Source organism: Paenibacillus puerhi, from assembly GCF_009846885.1.
Classification (GTDB): domain Bacteria; phylum Bacillota; class Bacilli; order Paenibacillales; family NBRC-103111; genus Paenibacillus_G; species Paenibacillus_G puerhi.
The window spans coordinates 75,262-94,488 of record NZ_WUWM01000001.1; the positions used below are offsets into that span (position 1 = coordinate 75,262).

13 protein-coding genes and 1 pseudogene are annotated in these 19,227 nt (G+C 52.8%); 10 read left to right on the forward strand and 4 right to left on the reverse strand.

Annotated features, from left to right (window positions below):
• Nucleotides 1-598: 598 nt before the first annotated feature.
• Both GSF01_RS00325 and GSF01_RS00330 read right to left on the reverse strand, forming a co-directional pair.
• The gene (locus GSF01_RS00325; protein WP_159881026.1) at nucleotides 599-1,132 is read right to left on the reverse strand and encodes a hypothetical protein; all 534 of its coding nucleotides are present in this window, start codon (nucleotides 1,130-1,132) and stop codon (nucleotides 599-601) included.
• A gap of 10 nt (nucleotides 1,133-1,142) precedes the next feature.
• Nucleotides 1,143-1,796: a hypothetical protein gene (locus GSF01_RS00330; RefSeq protein WP_159881027.1), complete on the reverse strand. Its 654-nt coding sequence runs from the start codon at nucleotides 1,794-1,796 to the stop codon at nucleotides 1,143-1,145.
• Between the two features lie 262 nt (nucleotides 1,797-2,058).
• Between GSF01_RS00330 and GSF01_RS00335 the strand changes: the two genes are divergently transcribed.
• Complete coding sequence (locus GSF01_RS00335) at nucleotides 2,059-3,201, forward strand: IS4 family transposase (protein WP_159881028.1); 1,143 nt, start codon at nucleotides 2,059-2,061, stop codon at nucleotides 3,199-3,201.
• A 223-nt stretch (nucleotides 3,202-3,424) separates the two neighbouring features.
• Here GSF01_RS00335 and GSF01_RS30265 read toward each other — a convergent pair.
• Together GSF01_RS30265 and GSF01_RS00345 are read right to left on the reverse strand one after the other, a co-directional pair.
• A pseudogene (locus GSF01_RS30265) lies at nucleotides 3,425-3,640 on the reverse strand (hypothetical protein); the annotation flags it as partial.
• The gene (locus GSF01_RS00345) at nucleotides 3,586-4,182 is read right to left on the reverse strand and encodes a transposase (RefSeq protein ID WP_159881029.1); all 597 of its coding nucleotides are present in this window, start codon (nucleotides 4,180-4,182) and stop codon (nucleotides 3,586-3,588) included. The gene GSF01_RS00345 and the pseudogene GSF01_RS30265, both read right to left, overlap by 55 nt.
• Nucleotides 4,183-4,811: 629 nt before the next feature.
• On the opposite strand from GSF01_RS00345, the gene GSF01_RS00355 reads away from it, so the two are divergent.
• The 9 genes from GSF01_RS00355 (at nucleotide 4,812) to GSF01_RS00395 (ending at nucleotide 19,145) form a co-directional block, all read left to right on the forward strand.
• Complete coding sequence (locus GSF01_RS00355; RefSeq protein WP_159881031.1) at nucleotides 4,812-5,036, forward strand: hypothetical protein; 225 nt, start codon at nucleotides 4,812-4,814, stop codon at nucleotides 5,034-5,036.
• A 345-nt stretch (nucleotides 5,037-5,381) separates the two neighbouring features.
• On the forward strand, nucleotides 5,382-5,945 hold the full coding sequence (locus GSF01_RS00360) for a glycerol-3-phosphate responsive antiterminator (protein ID WP_159881032.1): 564 nt from the start codon (nucleotides 5,382-5,384) through the stop codon (nucleotides 5,943-5,945).
• A 230-nt stretch (nucleotides 5,946-6,175) separates the two neighbouring features.
• A complete protein-coding gene (locus GSF01_RS00365; RefSeq protein WP_159881033.1) occupies nucleotides 6,176-12,259 on the forward strand; it encodes a glycerophosphodiester phosphodiesterase family protein in 6,084 nt (2,027 codons plus the stop codon).
• 927 nt (nucleotides 12,260-13,186) lie between these two features.
• Nucleotides 13,187-13,588 (forward strand): DoxX family protein, encoded by a 402-nt coding sequence (locus tag GSF01_RS00370; RefSeq protein WP_159881034.1) that lies wholly within the window; start codon nucleotides 13,187-13,189, stop codon nucleotides 13,586-13,588.
• Nucleotides 13,589-13,838: 250 nt separating this feature from the next.
• The gene (locus GSF01_RS00375; RefSeq protein WP_201305287.1) at nucleotides 13,839-14,633 is read left to right on the forward strand and encodes an HAD-IIA family hydrolase; all 795 of its coding nucleotides are present in this window, start codon (nucleotides 13,839-13,841) and stop codon (nucleotides 14,631-14,633) included.
• A 153-nt stretch (nucleotides 14,634-14,786) separates the two neighbouring features.
• Entirely contained in the window at nucleotides 14,787-16,133 is a 1,347-nt protein-coding gene (locus GSF01_RS00380; protein ID WP_201305288.1) for an ABC transporter substrate-binding protein, read from the forward strand.
• Nucleotides 16,134-16,320: 187 nt separating this feature from the next.
• On the forward strand, nucleotides 16,321-17,217 hold the full coding sequence (locus tag GSF01_RS00385; RefSeq protein ID WP_159881035.1) for a carbohydrate ABC transporter permease: 897 nt from the start codon (nucleotides 16,321-16,323) through the stop codon (nucleotides 17,215-17,217).
• A 48-nt stretch (nucleotides 17,218-17,265) separates the two neighbouring features.
• Nucleotides 17,266-18,078, forward strand: a complete 813-nt coding sequence (locus tag GSF01_RS00390) for a carbohydrate ABC transporter permease (RefSeq protein ID WP_159881036.1) — start codon at nucleotides 17,266-17,268, stop codon at nucleotides 18,076-18,078.
• 23 nt (nucleotides 18,079-18,101) lie between these two features.
• Nucleotides 18,102-19,145, forward strand: coding sequence for a sugar phosphate isomerase/epimerase family protein (locus GSF01_RS00395; RefSeq protein ID WP_159881037.1), 1,044 nt, complete (start codon nucleotides 18,102-18,104; stop codon nucleotides 19,143-19,145).
• The last annotated feature ends 82 nt before the right edge of the window (nucleotides 19,146-19,227 follow it).

Consider the following 19,227-nt stretch of genomic DNA (forward strand, 5'->3'; position numbering starts at 1 on the left):
TTACGGATGACACCCGGCAGCGAGCCGGGGAGACTTGGTTGGACCATTTAGCCATCAAAGAATCTTTTCAATAACGAGATTGTGGCCTACCACATGAGGTCGCGTAACGATAACGAGCTAGTACTTCAGACGTTCATAAATGCCTTTAATAGACAAAAGACATATCTGGATTAATCGTTCACAACAACCAAGGATTCCCCGTATACGTCTTACGCTAATTACGACATGTTGCCAACGCGCATCGATACTTAATCGATGCGCGTTGTTATAGTTTGGCTTGAAAGCGTTGGTAGTTGTAGCTATTTAACCCCTATTTGAACTTGGACGGAACACCCCTTACTCCGACAATAATAATTGAGGCGGAGGGTAATGAGATGAAGAAGAAACAGTATGACCTTAATTTCAAGAGATTAGTGTATCCCATAGGACACTAGGATACTTTTCGAATATTTATTAAAGAGTGGATAGAAATGAGAAGTAAAATAAAAGGCGCAGGTGTTAAACGTTAACAAGGCTCCTCTTTGAATAAGGAACCTTGTTGATGAAAGTTTCATTTTCGAAAAATTAAAGCAATTGAGCATCTCTAGGAGTGAATTGACTATCTATAGAAGAACCCATAGAGCACTTCGTTAGATATTGCATCGACAACAACGCTATATTCTGTGAAGATTTTTGGATCTTGGCCTCTCACGCTCGTTCTACCCGGTCTTTCAATACCTTTAAAAGTAACTATAAAACATGGAGCGTTCGATATATAACCATCTTTGGATAATTTTGGATTTCCTTTTAATGCCTCATCAGAGAAGAGCCTGTATTCAGAATTAGTAATATTATGATACTCCACTTCAATTATTTTAGCTTGCTCTGCGAAGCCTGGAGAATTTGTCTTTGCGGCATCTACTGCATCTTCGAATTGCTTTGCAGAAATGGAATGATTGTTTAGCTTTGAAATATTATCATTAATTTGCATACCCATTTCTTTAAGTTCCTCAAAATCATGGTGTGAAGATTCTATAATATGAATTTTGCTTGAAATATTTGATTTAGAAGCATTACTGTCACCGATGACAAATATAGCAGCAGATAATGAAACGGCAGCGACAAGCAACAATCCTTTATTTCTATGTTTCAATATCTCCACCTCATTTCCATGATTGCCAATAACCACTACTGTTATAGTTGCTATGGTCTATACTACTACTTCCTTCTGCTACAAATGATAAAGATGGCTTTGTCCAAGATCCACCACTTTTTTTGTAACTAACATTGGTAAATTTTAATTTGTCTGAGGATGTTCCGATAAAAACCGTTTCATCATTTTCTTGATAATTTTGCGTTGAGCCAGGATTCATACTTATCGATTTAGTGGCAATGACTGTGTCGTCAACTTTGCCTTCCCAAGAAGAACTAACATATTCAATTTTATAAGTATGTGTGCTTCCTCTTGCTGGCCCTACGCCTGAAATAACCTCTTTATAAGAACTGCGGCCGTTTGTTGCCCATCCATAAAAATATCTCGGATAGGTGTATTGATTGTCGATAACAAAACCAACTTGTGCAAACTTTTCATTTATCCCTGAGTGATCGGCTAACATAGTCCAAGCACAAGTAAAATGACTGTTTCCAATTGCAGGATAGTTTGCTGTTGTTACTATGTCAGTCTTAGAACCTACGAAATTTCCATTGACTTCAGAGTACTGACCACCATTAAACCACCTGCCATTATTGTAAGCGTTCGTGGTTAATGGTAGGGCCAGAAGGCATAAAGAAGCAATAACAACCACCTTCTTAATCAATATTAATTACCTCCTTATGTATATAATGGTATTTAACCATAATTTGTATATATCTGTATATAGGACGTTGGAACCAATGGCCTCTATTGTTTTAGATGATTCTATTGATCTAACCATTGATTTAGTATTCATCACTAGCATTGCGTTAATTTTCTCTGAATCTTCACAATCTTCTATCATTTAAATATCTGAACAGAAAAAGATCCCTTACAATGGAATGGCAGGTAGTACTGTCCATAATCCACCGAAAAGGATCTATCCCATGGACAAGAATACCCTATTTTCTTCATTTGGTAAATGGATTTCTCCAATTTGTACGAAATCGTTCACGGACCGTATCGCAGCGACTGGACAGGATAAGTATGTTAAAAAACTAACCACCATTGCTTATCTCAAATTGTTCTTGCATGCACAAATCCAGCAACGCGATGCCTTGCGGGAGATTGCCGTTGATGCCCTTTCGAAAGGCTTTCGGAAAGAACTGGGTATTGACTCCATCTCGGCGTCTCAACTTTGTCGGAAGCATAATCAGGTAGATCCTGCGTTACTTGAGCATGTCTTTTCTGAGCTCGTCATACGCATTCGTCGCAGTACATCCCCTACTTGTTTCCGAAAGGACTTCAAGATCATTGACTCGACGACAATCGGACTTTGCTTACAAAAGTACAAATGGGCAGAGTTCCGGCAGACCAAAGCTGGGATCAAACTTCATTTTCGATTAGAGTACATGGACGATGAGACTGTAGTTCCTGAAAAAGTAACGATTACGCCAGCTAAAAAGAATGACCGCACCCAGATGGATGCTCTAGTCGATGAGGTCGGCGTTACTTACGTCTATGATCGAGGCTATGTGGATTACGCCAAGTTCGATGATTACTGTGACCGCGGCATTTTTTTTGTCACAAGAACGAAGAAGAATGCGGTTATTCGGCCCATCGACTCGTTTCAACTTCCTGCTGAGAGTACGGTACTTTCCGACGAGATGGTGTATGTGGGCACTCCGCAAAAGAGGATGGAGAATGTTCTACGTCTTATTCACTCCGTAGATTCGGAAGGTAACCCTGTGGCTATCTTAACGAATCGATTTGATCTGGGAGCAGAAGAAATTGGTCAGGTTTACAGGGAACGTTGGGCGATCGAGACATTCTTCAAATGGTTGAAACAATATATCCGGATCAAGAAGTTTTACGGAACCACTGAACGGGCCGTCATGAATCAAGTTTGGACTGCCTTAATCGCGTTTTGCTTATTGGTGTTGGTGAAACTAGAAACGCAGACGAAGCATAGCTTGCTACAAATCTACCGATGGCTTAGAACCTTGCTTTGGGAACCCGAGCAAACCTGGATCGATCAGATAGACCGACAGCCGATAAGAACCTCCGCAGGTAGGCGAAAGTCGAAATAAGCTGGGTGTTGGGTGATGAAGTAATTCTCATATAATTACTAAATGGACAAAGACTACCTTTTCATAGGTCATCGACCTTTTGGTCCATGACCGGAATATCCTATTCAGAATAATGTGATAATTAGCTCAACTAACTTTTATGCACCGCTAGTGGGTATTCATATAATAAATAAAGATAATTATAGAACAGCAATTATTTATTCAACTTTCGGTACGGCCAAGCCTAGGTTGTAAAGTTTAACAGGTGGAAATCCTGTTTGGAAAGACTTAAGCCTTTGCCCATCCGTAGATAGGTGATGTCAATTCCCCAGACCTGGTTCGGCCGGTCGATCGATAGGCCTCGAAGCAAATAGGGACAAACATACTTGGCATGGAATTGTTTGCTCAAGTTCGGCTTCGGATAGATCGCTTCGAGTCCCATGTGCTGCATGAGACGGCGTACACGCTTACGGTTGACCTCGAAGCCTTGGTCTCGAAGGAATCTAGTCTACGCCGATAACCGAAATAAGGGTGCTTCACATAGATCTCATCGATCCGATGCATGATCTGTACATTCTCTTCGTTTTCACGTTTCTCATTGCTGGGCCGATAGACGCTTGTCCTATTCACGCCCAGCAGATCCGTCTGGCGTTTAATTGTGATCTCTGTGTTGTCACGCGCTACAATGGTTTTACGAGCTTCAAGCGGTTCATTTAAGGCCAGATTTTTTTTGAGCCAGTTGACCTCTACTGTAAGTTGGCCAACCAGCTTCTCTAGATGTTCTTGTTTGCTTTCGTACTCCTTCTTCAGTTTGTCGGCTTCACTGGTCTTCTTTTCAAAGACCGTGGAAGCACACTCTAGAAACTCAGCCTTCCACCGGCTAATCATAACCGGGCTCATTTCGTACTTGGCAGCTATTTCGTTCACGGTCTGCTCCTCCCGGAGGACCTCCAGCACAACCTTTGTTTTAAATTCTGTGGTATATCGGTTCCGTTTTTGCATTATAGTTGGCCTTCGAAGGACTGGCTTCGCCTTCTGGAGAGTGAGCGCGGAGCAGACCTTCCAAGAAAAGATGTCGTCTATCGGTTTTTTGAATCAATCATCCTTTACGTATTTCATCAAACGTTAAGTCTTCGGATCGTGCAGCATTTTTAACCGCTCATTTTTTCCCGCCGAGTGCGCGTATTTATCGTTGACGATTCGGTGCTCAGCCGAAACCGGAGTAAAAAAGCGGAGTTACTGGCCTGTGTATATGATCATTTCACAGGGAAATTTACGCAGGGATACACGATGTTTAAGCTAGGCTGGCCCGACGGGTTTAGCTTCGCTCCGCTGGATTTTGTAATACTGCCTTCAGCCAAACTGGCCTATCGGTTGTGTGAAATGGCTTTCAATCTCTCGAAACGAAGACACGGGCACGAACGTCGCATGGAGGCCTTTTTGGGAAGGAGGATGCCGTAGTCGCTCTTCTCAATCGGGCTCTAGCTGCTGGGTTTCACCGCAGACTACATGCTAATGGATAGCTGGTTTACACAGACTGCACTACTACTTCGTCAGCTTGCGGGCAAAGGTCCGCCGAGATTGGGATGTCAATGAAATGAAACAACTGATACCTCGTTTCAGGACAGTACATGACACTTGGTGAAGTCTTCCAAACCCTGCCGAAGTCGGATTCAAGAGACATCAAAGGTGCCGTGATCGCGCACACTTCGTGCGGTCTGTCGGTGAAGCTTGTCTTTGTGCGCAACCGGAACAAAAAGCGAGAATGGCTTGCCATTCTGAGCACCGACGTCATGCTGGAAGCGGCCGAAATGATAAGGGTCTTCGATGCATTGGAATATCGAAACCTATTTTAAAGTCACCAAAAGCTACTTGAAATCGGGAATAGAGTTTCAAGGCCGCTTCACTGATCAATTCCCAGTTAAGCTGAATTCTCCTTCAGGATGACGCTCTATGTGAACCGTGGGAAGAATCTTTACCGTAAACGAAAGCGACAGGGATAAGGTCCGAAAAACCTCGCAATAGGAATACGAGATTGAGGCAAGTTGCCGGTATTTCAGGAAAACATTTCTGCCTCTTCATTTTTTTTGGCCTGTTTAACACTCCACTAACAATGCTTTGCTATGATCAAGCTGATAGCCGCAATAAGCGAAAGCGGCCGAATTGCCGGAGCTGGCAAGCGGCAAGGGGAGGACATGACGGTGAATCAGGATTTGCATGACTATTGGGGGACTCGAAGAATCATACCGGCGGTGCGCAAGGCGGAGGATCTGCAGGCGGCCTGCCGCAGCGATTGTCCGGTCGTATTTTTGCTCATAGGCGATCTGCTCACGATGGACAATTATGTAGGGCAGGTGCTTCGTGCCGGGAAAAAGGCATTCCTGCATGTCGATTTCATCGGCGGATTGAGCGGTGATCCGATCGTGATGAAGTATATCGGGGAGAGGCTTCGGCCAACGGGCATCATTTCGACCAAAAGCCATTTTGTGAAGCACGCCAAGAAGAACGGGCTGCTTGCCATCCAGCGGTTGTTTCTTATCGATACGTCCGCGCTGGAGCAGGGCATACATAATATTGAACAAAGCGAGCCGGATGCCGTGGAGATTATGCCGGGTCTTATCCCGCGAGCCATCACGCAGCTGCGCGAGCGGACCTCTCTGCCGATTATCGCGGGCGGTCTGATCCAGGAGCCGAGCGAGATCAACACGGCGCTGCAGGCCGGGGCCAGTGCGGTATCGATGGGGAACCGGCAGCTGTGGACCTGATCGGGACGGGCGGGATTTACAAATGTTTCACACCGGGATGATGCTGCGCTAACAAAGCGCTGATAAAGTAGGAAGCGTAAGGGACAACTGAATAGTCAAGGGTAGGAGACGAGGAGAACACCCTTTATGCAACAAATGGAAGAGCTGTGTTGGCGCGCCGCTTTCGTTTGCTGGATAGAGGGTTTTTTGTGTTTTTCTTCGGAAAATCGAAATGGAAGGAACTGTGATCCATGAAAAGTCGTTCGAAATTTGCTAGTTGGCTCACCATCGTTACCTTAGTCGGCGGGCTTCTGCCGGCTGGCGTCCCGGGGCAGGCAGCGGCTGCTGCGGCAAGACCTTCGCTGGAGGTTCAACGGACGCTGTCGGCCCCTGTCATCGACGGAAGGCTGGATGATGCCGTCTGGAGAATCGAGCAGCCGATGACGAACCGGACGGGCGAAGGCGCGTTCAAGGATGCCCGATTCGGCATGCTGTGGGATAACCAGTATCTGTACGTGGGCGTCAAGTCCGATGACGATACCTTGATCTATAATCCTGACAAAGGATATTGGTTCGATCAGGATAATATCAATTTGTTCTTCGATCCGACGGGTCATTATTCGGCCCCCTTTGCCGCGGGGGATATGCAGCTGGGCTTCGTGTACCAGCCGGAGTCGAAGACTCCGCTCTTTAACTTCGGAGCTGCGGCCAACGGACAGAGCGCCAAGGATCACAAGAACATCTTGAGAGCGATCGACAAGACGGCGACGGGCTGGGCGCTGGAGGTCGCGATCCCCTGGGATATGCTGGGCGTGGACCCGGTGCTGCAGGAGCAATTTGGCTTCAACATCGGCGTGACGGACCGCTATGACACGGATGCGGCAGCAAAGCAGCGAAACAGCTTCTGGAGCGCCTACAATTCCTCTTCGTTCTGGAACGATACGGCAGGCTATGGAGATGTTATTCTGGCGGATCACGCTCCTGTGTCGGGTGCGATCGATCCGGTACTGCTTGAGGAAAATTTCGACGCGTATCCGGAGGGAACGATTCCCTACGGCTGGATTTCGGATGTGAATGCGGGAAGCGCCCCGTTCACCATCGTCCAGGATACATACGGCAACGGCCGCATGACTTTTGACGGCAAGGCCTCCGGGAAACAAGCCCGGATTACCGCTCCGGTACAATGGGACAACTACGTCATTGAGGCGGACGTCCGGTTCGAATCGGTGCTGGATTCGGAACGATGGGCCTCTCTGATGTTCCGAGGCGCTCCTGACGGCAAAAACCCGTATAACCAGATGGCGATCCGCCAGAATGGCAAATACGAGGTTGCTTACCGGACGCCGGACAATGCGTGGAACGTAATCGCGAGCGGCGCCTCCCAGCCGCTTGCGCTGAACAAGGATTATACGATGAAGGTCAGAGTATTCGACAATAATGTGAAGGAATATATCAAAGCCAAAGAAGATACGGATTTCAAGCTGCTGATCGACAAGAGCTTCGATTCGGGTCTGCTCCAGCGAGGCAAGATAGGATTTCAGGGGGATCAGAGCAAGGTATCCTTCGATAATCTGAAGGTGACGCGGATTACGGCGGATCGGCTGGATCTGACGCTTCCGAGCACGCTGGAGGCGCTGACGGGCGGCGTTTCCGTTACGGGTAGCGTTTATTACTCCGATGGTATAACCGATGCCGTGTATGGCGAAAGGATGAAGCTGTATTCCTCGGATTCGGCCGTGCTTCGGATTATGAATAACAAGCTTGTCCCGCTGAAGCAGGGAACGACGATGGTCAAGGCGGTCTACTCCAACCTGGTCCATACTCAGGAAATCACGGTGACGCCTTCCGCTACCGGGGCAAAGGTATTGTCACTGAAGCACAAGGACGGGTATGTGCTTGCGGAGTCGGATCAAGCGCTGCCGCTGAGCACGCTGCAGTTCGAGGCCGATTACAGCGACTTTACGTCGGGCGCCTTGGGTGGCGATAAGCTGACGTGGTCCTCCGACAGCCCTGCGGTCGTAGTGGACAACGGTTTGCTGAAGGTTTCCGGGAAAGGAGTATTCACCTTAACCGGGCGCAAGGACGACGCGAATGTCCAGATGCTGGTCGTAGTTAAACAGGCCGGAGATTCGGAATATGTGCTGTATGAGGAAAACTTCGACGCCCTGACGGAGGGAGCTTTGCCGCCCGGTTGGTCCAGGAAGGAAGGAACTACGGAGGGGGCGGCCGTTGTGAAGGCGGGAGCTTTCGAGCTGCAGGCGCTGTCTTCGCCCGATAACCCTTCCCGCGTTCTGCTGCCCGAATACTTGGGACGCTTCGGGGATTATAAGATCGAAGCGGATGTTACACATCTGGCGGCCAATGATGCGGCCCGCTGGAATTCGCTCATGTACCGTATCCAGAATAACGACTACCCTTACTATCAGATGGCGGTAAGGAAGGACGCGACCGCACCGAACGGCGTGGAATTCGCGGAGCGGACGCCTGCCAACGGCTGGAACGTGATGATTAGAGGCTCGCATCAGGAAGCGATCGATGCCGGCAAGCTGTATCGCTATACCATCAAGGCGAAGGGCGGCCGGGTTCAGCATTGGATCGACGACAAGCTGCTGATCGATACGGATGCGGCAACGGCTTATGCTAAGGGACGGATCGGGATTCAAGCCAATGGCAGCCGGACGAGAGTGGATAATATCCGCGTGACGCTGCAGCAGGGAGAGCTGCCTCCGATGGCCGCAGACCGATTCGTACAAGTAGCGGAGCCGGCAAGCAACATTTCGATGGCGCCCTCTATTGTTACCGAAATCAACAGCGCCGAGGCTCTGGCCGGCCTGAACGGTCAGACGCTGCCGGCGACGGTCATCCTGCATGTCAATCGCGACCTCCAGGTAACGGATGCTGCGGGGCAACAAGAAATCGGTACGCTTGATTCCGTGCTTAACATCATAGCAAGCCGGATGATTCCGGCGTTCTACGTCTCCGATGCGGCGACCGTCGAGCGCTTGACGGATGAGCTGAAGAAGAGAGAGCTGGAGGACGCCTTCGTGATCTCGAATCAAGGCAGCCTGGTGAAGCAGGCTAGAACGGACTATCCGATCATTCGGGGAATCGTTGATTTTACGGCTCTGGAGCAGGTAACGAAGGAGAACCTGCTTGAGATCCGCCGCGAAACGACGGCGAGTCTGGCCAAGATCGCGCTACTGCCGCAGCAGGCGTCGTCCCGAGAGCATGTAGCTTACCTGCAGCAGCGGGCACTGGTCGTCTGGACGAAGGACGAATCGGCGGCCTCCGCCAAAAATATAGCGCTGCACAGCTTGATTACGGCGGGCAGCAACGGGATCGTAACCGATTCGCCGGCTGCGCTTGCTTTAGCCTATCGGGTCTACGACCATGAAACGACGCTTGTACGCAAGCCTTACATTATTGCTCATCGAGGTATGCCGGCTGGAGGAACCCCCGACGGTGCTCCCGAGAATACGCTCTTGAGCAACAAGCTGGGGCTTGAAGCGGGCGGAGATTTTATCGAGAACGATATCTTTTTATCTAAGGACGGACGCTTGGTCATCGTGCATGATGCCACGCTGAACGGAACGACCAATGGAACCGGGCGGGTGGAGGATTACACCTATGAAGAGCTGAGGAAGCTTGATGCCAATCAGACGCATAAGAACCAGTATCCAAGCTTACCGATTCCAACGCTGGACGAGCAGATCGAGCTGGCCCAATCGAAGAATAAAATGGTGATGGCCGAGATCAAAACCTCGACGCCTGCGGCAGTCGCGGCATTCGTAGAGCTGCTGAAAAAGATGGACGCCGAGGCTGACGTCAACGTGATGTCCTTTGATATCAACCAGTTGAAGCGCTTGTCGGAGCAGATGCCGGGGATGCCTGTCGGCTTGCTTACCGGCGGATACGCCAATGAATCGAATGTCAACAAATCGCTTCGCGAAACCTTGAAGCTCTTGCAGCCGTTGAATGCAACCTTCAATACAAGCTACCCGGATCTAGGTCCGAAATTCATGGAAGCCGCCAAGCATCGGGGCATTATCATTTCTCCGTGGACGTTTAACAGCAAGAACGAATTCTATAAGTATTTCAGGCTGGGCGCTTATGGCATTACGACGGATTATGCGTTCTGGGCATCGGACTGGGCCGCGGAGATCGTTCCCGGTCAGACGAAGTATGAACTGAAGAACGGCGAGAGTCTGGATGTGACCTCCGAGGTGTACAGCTTCGCCGAAGGCAGGAAGGCTGCGGCAGTTCCGCATCTCGTACTGCTTGACGGACAGGATACGGTAAGCGTGGAAGGAGCAAGGATCACGGCTATGAAGCCGGGAATCGCTCATGTACTGCTGCGTCATACAACTACGATCAATGCCGACAACAAGTACGATATTTACTCTCAGCCTGTGACGATCGAAGTGACCGGTTCCGGCGAACCGGAGGGTCCAGGAGAGCCGCAGGAGCCGGAAGCAGAGGCGCCGGTATGGCAGGGCGGCAAGCTGGAGGCGTCGAATGTGACGCAGTCGGGCTTGACCTTGACCTGGTCCGCGGCAACCGATAAGAACGGAGTTACCGGGTATAAGATCTATCAGAATGGTCTGGAGCTCGCCAGCGTGGTGGGAGATGCGACCAGCATCAACGTCACCGGATTGAGTGCCGAAACGGAATATGCCTTCACTGTGCAGGCTGGAAATGCGGCGGGGAAATGGACCGGGGACGGCCCGTCCATTCGAGTGAAGACGGCGGCTGTACCGGAGGAGCCGGGAGCGGATGTTCCGGCATGGCAGGACGGCAAGCTGGAGGCGTCGAACGTGACGCAATCGAGCTTGACGTTGACATGGACGGCAGCGAGCGACAAGCAAGGAGTAACCGGGTACAAGGTGGACCGGGATGGTCGTGAAATCAGCCGCGTGACCGGCGATGTGTACAGCATCAACGTCACCGGGCTAAGCGCCGGAACGGAATATGTCTTCACCGTACAGGCTGGCAATGCAGCCGGAAACTGGACGGAGGACGGCCCGTACGTCAGAGTGAAGACTGTATCGGAAGAGCAGTCTGGAGGCGATTCGGATAACGGTACGCCAGAGGGACCGGGATCTGCCGCACCGGGTTCCGCCAGCGGCAGCGGAAGCCAGCCGGCACCGGTTGTTACGGCACCAGCCGGGACGGTAAGCCTGGAAGCCAAGGATGGCAAGGTGGACGCCACGGATCTGCAGAACGCTCTGAAGTCCGCTTCGAGCGTCGGGATCAAGCTGACGGGCGGGCGTCTGGAGCTTCCGGCAGCAGGATTGCTTGAGGCCAGCCGTCAGACCGGACGTGTGCTGATGGTAGAGGGCAGCGCGGGCGCTTACGAGCTTCCTTTGTCGCTGCTGCGTCTGGACGAGCTGGCGAAGCAGCTGAATACGGAGGCTGACAAGCTGACCATTCGCGTAGAGATTCAGGCTGTCGCCGGCAGTCGGCAAACGGTGCTGGCTCAAGCGGCAGAGCGTCTGGGTGCAAGGCTGGCAGCGAATGGAGTGGAATTCGCCGTGAAGGCAGTCAGTGACAGCGGGGCAGCGCTTGATATTCCAATCGGTACCACTTATGTAGCACGCGAGCTGAAGGTAAGCTCTGCTGTGGCTCCGGCCAAGCTGACCGGGGTGCAATTTATACCGGAGACGCAGCAGCTTCGCTTCGTGCCGACTCGTTTTATTGCGAAGAATGGCGGTCTGACCGCTGTGCTGAAGCGTAACGGCAATAGCGTGTATGCGGTGATTGAGCATGAGAAAAGCTTTGCCGACCTGGCTGGTCACTGGGCCAAGGCGGACATCGAGCTGCTGGCCGGGAAGCTGGTCGTGGACGGCGTAAGCGAGGACCGCTTCGACGGCGACCGTGCGGTCAGCCGGTCGGAATTCGCCGCGCTTCTGGTGCGGGCGCTGGGCCTGAGTCCGGCCTCCAGCCGTGACACGTTCCACGATGTAGCTGGCGACGCCTGGTACGCGGCCGATGTAGCTGCAGCGGCAGAGGCGGGGCTGGTCGGCGGCTACGAGGACGGCACGTTCCGTCCCGGGCAGTCCATCACCCGCGAGGAACAAGCCGCTATGATTCTGCGCGCCTTGTCCTATGCCGGAGCGCCGGTATCCCTGCCTGCGAGCGGACAGGCGGCTGCGCTTGACGCTTATGCAGACGCGGATAAGCTCGGCTGGGCTCGTGCCGAGGTGGCGGCTGCCATCGACGCGGGGCTGATGAACGGCATGACGCCCTCCACGCTGGAGCCGCAGGGCGAGGCGACCCGCGCCCAGGCCGCGGTTATGATCAAGCGTTTCCTGAGCAAGGCAGGCTTTATCGACTGAGAGCGTCGGTAGACGCATGTACGCGAGGCAGTTGGTAAGTGAGCGACCCGGGGCTTCAGCGCCCCGGGTTGTTTGTTGTGAAGGGCAACTGCAAGGCAGGGTATACGGCGGTGGACCCTTTGGCATCAAGCAGACGCTTTAGCTCTCGATAAGGCAAGCCGGCCGCAGGAGGTAATCACGTTTCTTTCGCTGTATAGGCGCTGCTTCCCATCCGAGGATTCGGAGAAAGATCCAGAGCGGGCGGAAGTGCTTGGGTAGAAAGCCATATCGATCGATTGGCTGCCCTGCCTCCATGAACATGCTAAGTTGGCAAAAGTGGCTAAGGTGGCTGAGGTAGCTAAGGTGGCAATGTGGCAAAAGTGTCTTTTGGCTAAACTTGCAAAGCTTGAATAGTTAAAAAATACAAAACTTGCTGAGCTGGCGAGTCTGGTCCTGAACTGGCGAAATTGGCTGTACTGAATACCTGCCAATATACATCTATTTTTCGTTCAGGGGGTATGATTTCGATAAATACCTACCAATCTACATCTTTTTTTAAGAAAATCCCATGAATACGTCTAGTCCTTGGAAAATTCCTGCATGATTGTAGGCTTTCAATGAAGCATCCTGTTAATTAGGAATATTCCTGTATGATTGCAGGCATTGGCCGAAGTGTGCGTGTTGCACGAATGTAGTCAGAGTGTAGTCAGAGGTTTGTTTACGTTTTTACCCTACCCTATTTGACAAGTTGCCGTGTGTGAGACCGTCGAACCGGTCCGATCTCGGCACCGGGACGAAGGCAACTCCTATCTGTCTCCCTCTCCCGATCATGAGCCATGAGCCGATGCCCCCGCAAGCTCCAAAAACAATTGAGCAATTCAGAAGAAATTCGCATCGGGCGACTGTGCTACAATGAGCTCAACTTTAGACCGAGGAGAGGTTGTACCCATGAGAACATCGACAATATCGAGAGGCCGGCTCTGGACGGCCCGAGTGCTCAGCTGGCTGGTGATCGCGTTCATGCTGTTCGACGGAATCTTCAAGCTGTTCCCGCCTCCCGAGGTGGTGGAAGGCACCGCATCGCTCGGATTTGCCGAGCATCATCTCGCGCTGATCGGCATACTCGGACTGTTATCGGCCGTCCTGTATGCCATCCCTCGCACCGCTTTTTTCGGGGCGCTGCTGCTGACCGCTTATTTCGGCGGCGTGGTCGCCTCTCAGATCCGTATCGACGCGCCATTATTTACTCATGTACTGTTCGCCGTCTATTTGGCCGTTATCGCGTGGGCGGGACTGTGGCTGAGGGATGCGAAGGTCCGCGAGCTGTTTCCGCTGCGCAGCAGGGAGTAGGAAGTGGCGGTAAGCGAGGAGAGCGCGGCAGGACGGGGATTTACGAAACCTACACATGGCCTTGATCTTCCGCTAACAAACACCTGATAAAGTAAGCAGTGAGAGCAACCAACCGAATAGGTAAGGGTAGGAGACGAGGAGAAAACCCTTTTATGCAGCAAGTAGAGGAAGCCTGTTTAGGCGCGCCGCTTCTATTGTGCTGGGTAAAGGGGTTTTTTGTGTTGTTCTCAGGAAGGGAGCTGCGCAGAGATTGTCGGAGGCAAGGGAATGGGAAGGCTGTTTTTTTGATTTGGATGGTACGATTTTGCTGGGCGACCGGCTGCTTCCGGGTGCAGCGGAAACGCTGGCCGGGCTTAGAGAGCAGGGCAGCCGGGTATATTTCCTCAGCAATACGACTACGCGTACCCGGATCGCTTGCAGGGACCGCCTGAGAGGGATGGGGCTTGCGGCCGAGCTGGAGCAGGTGGTGACCGCCTCGTATATGGCGGCCGTGTATTTGAGAGAGACGGAGACGGCTTCATCCGTGTTCGTCGTCGGCGAACCGGCTATGCGCGCCGAGCTGGAGGAGCAGGAGGTGCGCTGGACAGAAGACCCGCTCGAGGCTTCGCACGTGCTGGTGGGGATGGATATGCATTTCGACTACCGCAAGCTGTACGAGGCTCAGAAGGCGGTGCGCAACGGAGCGGTGCTCGTGGCGGCCAATCCGGACCCGTATTGCCCCATCGAGCAGGATACGCTGCCCGATACCTGGTCCATGGTCAAGGCCATCGAAACGGCCGGCGGCGCCGCCGCGGAGGTCGTCATCGGCAAGCCGTCGGCTTATTATGCCGCCAAAGTGCTGGAGTGGAGCGGCTTGGCCGCGAGCCGGTGCCTGATGGTCGGGGATCGTTTGGAGACCGATATCCTGCTTGGCGCAAGGCATGGCATGGAGACGGCTCTCGTGCTGACGGGGGCGGCTACCCGCGAGGATGCCGAACGCTTTCACGTGAAGCCCGATTATATATGGTCGTCCCTCCAGGAGCTATTGACCGCTGTCAGGCCATAAGCGAAATATTTAACACCGGCTTGACACAGACGTAATCGTCCTCGCATACAGCTTTGCTACTGTGGGGAAGAAAAGCATGCGAGCCGATGCCGACCCAATGATCTACTTTAACTCAATACTCAATAATTGATCCAATCAAAGGAGAGATAATCCATGCGTGCTTTTGCACCGAAAATGATGAGTTTGGCCCTTTGCTTGTCCGTTGTCGCTGGCTGCGCCAAGCCTGAGCCTGTACAAACACCGGCGGCTGCGCCTGCTGCGGCTCCGGCCGCTTCAGCCGCTACCGCGCCGAGCAAGGAAGAGAAGATCGATCTGACCTTCTACTACCCGATCGCCGTAGGCGGCCCGCTGACCGCTACGATCGAAGGCATGGCCCAGGAATTTACGAAGCAGCATCCGAACATCACCGTCAAGCCGGTGTACACAGGTAGTTATGCGGATACGGCGGTCAAGACGCAGGCCGGGGTACAGGCGAAAACACCTCCCGATATCGCCGTGCTTCAGTCGACCGAGCTGTTCAGCTTGCTCGATATGAACGCGATTGTGCCGCTGGACGAGTTTATCGCGCAGGAGGGCGGGGACAAGTATTTGTCCGACTTCTACCCGGCGTTCATGGCTAACTCCCAGACTGGCGGCAAGACTTACAGCATTCCGTTCCAACGCAGCACGATCGTGCTTTATTACAATAAAGAGAAGTTCAAGGCCGCCGGACTTGATCCGAACCGCGGTCCGCAAACCTGGGACGAGATGAAGGACTATGCCAAAAAGCTGACCAAGGACGGCACCTGGGGACTGGAGATTCCCGTATCCGGCTATGCCTACTGGATGCTTCAAACCTTTGCCCTGCAGAACGGCAAGAACCTGATGACCGAGGACGGCAAAAAGGTCATGTTCGATACGCCGGAGAATATCGAGGGGCTTCAGTATTGGAGTGATCTCGCGAAGAAGGACAAGGTGATTCCGGAGGGCGTTACGGAGTGGGGAACAGTGCCATCCGACTTCCTGGAAGGCAAGACAGCCATGATGTACCACACGACCGGCAATCTGACGAACGTCAGAAAGAACGCCAAGTTCGAGTTCGGCGTCAGCTTCCTGCCAAAGAACAAAAGCTTCGGCAGCCCGACCGGCGGCGGTAACTTCTACATTTTCAAGGATATCGACAAGAAGAAGCAGGAGGCGGCGTGGAAGTTCGTCAAGTTTATGACCGAGACCGAGCGTGCCGCACAGTGGAGTATTGATACGGGCTATGTGGCCGTCAAGAAATCCGCTTACGAGACGGAGACGATGAAGAAATACGCGGCCGAATTCCCTGCTGCATTGGTAGCCCGGGATCAGCTTCAATACGCGGCGGCCGAGCTGTCCACCCATAATAACGGTAAGGTGATGAAGGTGCTGAGCGATCAGGTGCAAGCGGTGCTGACTGGCAGCCTGTCGCCTGCGGATGCCTTGAAGAAAGCCCAGGAGGAGGCTGACAAAGCGCTGGCGGCTTTCAACAAATAAGCAGCCTGAGCTTTCGTGGATACTCTGAGCGGCGAGTTAAGCCGCGGGAATCCTAGGGAGCCGGTATGCACAAGCGAAAAGTTAGGGAGAAGCTTCGACTTGTCGCGCGCAAGCCCGGAATACGGCGCGGCGGGCAGAGGAGCTTCTCCGCTTTTCTCACTATGACTGACACGCCGGGAGGTTCACTTTGTTAAGGCACAGAAAACTATACCTAAGCTGGAAGACGAACGCTTTTGCCTGGCTGCTCCTGCTGCCGTCTCTGCTGTTTTTGTTTTTGTTCACCTTCTACCCGATCGCGAAGACGATCCGGCTCAGCTTGTTCCAGGCGGATCTGGCTACGCCGGAGCCGTTATTTATCGGACTTGATAATTTCAAGCTGTTGATGGACGACGCGATATTCTGGAAGGTCATGGTCAACAATCTGTGGTTCGCGCTGGGCACGGTCCCGACTTCAATGGCGCTAGCTCTGCTGATGGCGGTGTTTGCCAATAAGGCGCTGCGGGGAACCGGATTTCTGCGCACCGCGTTTTTTTACCCGACGCTGATCCCTATGATTGCTGCGGCGAATGTGTGGCTTTTTATTTATACCCCGCAGTATGGACTGCTGAGCCGGTTAATGAAAGGAATCACCGAGTCCGATATCAACTGGCTGGGATCTCCTCAATACGTGATGTGGGCCATGATCCTTATGGTCGTCTGGAAGGAAGCCGGGTACTTCATGATTTTCTACCTGGCCGGACTGCAAAATATTTCTCCAGAGCTCTACGAATCTGCCCAGGTGGACGGGATCGGAAGATGGACGGTGTTCCGCAAGATCACGTTCCCGCTGCTGATGCCGACTACGCTGTTCGTGACGATCGTCGCCTTGACGAATGCGTATAAGCTGGTGGACCATCTGGTCATCATGACCAAGGGCGGTCCGAATAACGCCAGCAACCTGCTGTTGTACTACATCTACGAAACGGCGTTCAGCTTCTGGGATCAGGGGATGGCCTCGGCCTTGACGGTTATTATGATAGCGGTACTGCTGCTTCTGGCCGCCTTGAACTTCTTCGGATTGGATAAAAAAATTCATTATCATTAATCAGATTGCATGAATCATGGCCTAAGAGGCGGAAAGAAAGGCGATGTTATGCCGTACAAAACGTTGAACATAAGCCGCTGGCTTCTCTATATATTCGCGCTGATTTGGCTGGTGCCGCTGCTGTGGATGACGGTGACCGCCTTTCGGCCCCGGGAGATCGCTCTGTCGCCAGCGTTTTCACTGGAATTTACGCTGGCGAATTTTGTGAAGGTTTGGGCCGCTGCGCCCTTCGCTCAATATTACCTGAATACGGTGCTGATCGTCTTTGGAGTATTCGCTGTCCAGATGATAACGGCGACGATGGCCGCCTTCGCGTTCGCGAGGCTTGATTTCCGGTTCAAAAATGCGGTCTTCCTGTTATTCCTGGTGCAGATTATGGTCCCGGCGGATGTGCTGATCTTCCCGAACTACAATGTGCTCAAGGAGCTATCGCTGCTCGATACGAAGCTGGGCGTGATGATTCCGTATTTCGCCTCCGCGTTCGGCATCTTCCTGCTAAGGCAGACGTTCAAGACGCTCCCGACTGAGCTGGACGAGGCGGCCGTGATGGAGGGTTACTCCAAGTGGCAAATTCTTTGGAAAATCTATTTTCCGTTGTCCCGACCTGCCTACATCGCCTTCGGTCTCGTCTCGGTCAGCTATCACTGGAATAATTTCCTGTGGCCGCTCATCGTTACCAACTCGGTGGAAAACCGTCCTTTGACCGTAGGGCTGGCGATATTTGCCCAATCGTTCGAGATCGGCGCTCAATGGACCGAGGTCAGCGCGGCAACGCTGCTTGTTATTGTGCCTTTGCTGCTCGGCTTTCTGATCTTTCAGCGGCAATTTATGAACAGCTTCATTCAGTCTGGGATTAAATAAAGCGATAGGGAGGCTAAATGTTGATGTCTAAGCCGTTGGATTGCTCCGTCTCCACGTACGCCCTGCTGGAGCTGCCTCTGCAGGAGGCTGTCGTACAGTTGATCGAGGCGGGCTGGAAGGCGATTGAGATTATGGGCGAAGGCAGACATGCCGAGCTGCTGGATTGGACTCAGGAGCAGCTGTCTTGGCTGAAGCGGGTCGGTGAAATGAACGGGATAGCCTGGTCGATCCATACCCCGATTACCGGCTGCAATCCGGCCGCCGCTTGCAGCGAGGCGAGGGGAGAGGCCGAGCGGATCGTCCTGCGCACGATGCATATAGCGGAGGAGTTGGGCTGCGTATATATCGTGCTGCATCCCGGAGAAATGGACGCCCAGCGGGATGCGGATGTGCGGGATGCCGACGTGCGGCAGGCGGAAGGGCGGACGGAAGGTCAGGCGGAAGGTCAGGCGGAAGGTCAGGCGGAAGGCCAGAACGAAAGGCAGATGAATAGGCAGACGGAAGGTCAGACCGAAGGGCAAGCGGGGGAATGGACGGCAGGCGAGAGGCTGGAGGGCGCGGCGAATCGCGTAGCCTCGTTTCTACGGCATGTGCTAAAGACCGCCGCAGGCAACCGGGTGAAGATTGCTCTTGAAAATGTTCCGCCCTACCCGCAGCTGCTGGGCGTGGACACCGTCTTCCTGGAGCGAGTGCTCCATCTGACGGATTCGCCACAGGTCGGAATCGTTTTCGATGCAGGGCATGCGCACCTGAATGGAGCGGATAGCTGCCTGCGCTCCCTGGAGCGGGTGATACCCGAGCTGGTTGCCCTGCATCTGAGCGACAACCTAGGCGATCATGACGACCATCTGGCATTAGGGACGGGGACCGTTCCTTTGGAGGAATGTGTAGCCCTGGTGCGCGCTTCCGGCTTCAAGGGCGCCTGGGTATTGGAGATGCACAGCACGGCAGATGCCGAAGCATCCTCAGCATGGCTGGAGCGGCTGGAGCGCCGTAGAGCCGGAGATCAGCCGTACCCGCCTGTTCGCGATATCGCGGGATTCTCGCCACCCTTACAACTGGGGTGAGGGTCCAGTGATCGGAGGGATACGACGGGCCGCGACTCTGCGGGAATTACCATGAAATGGCCCGTCATTGCGAGGCATAAGG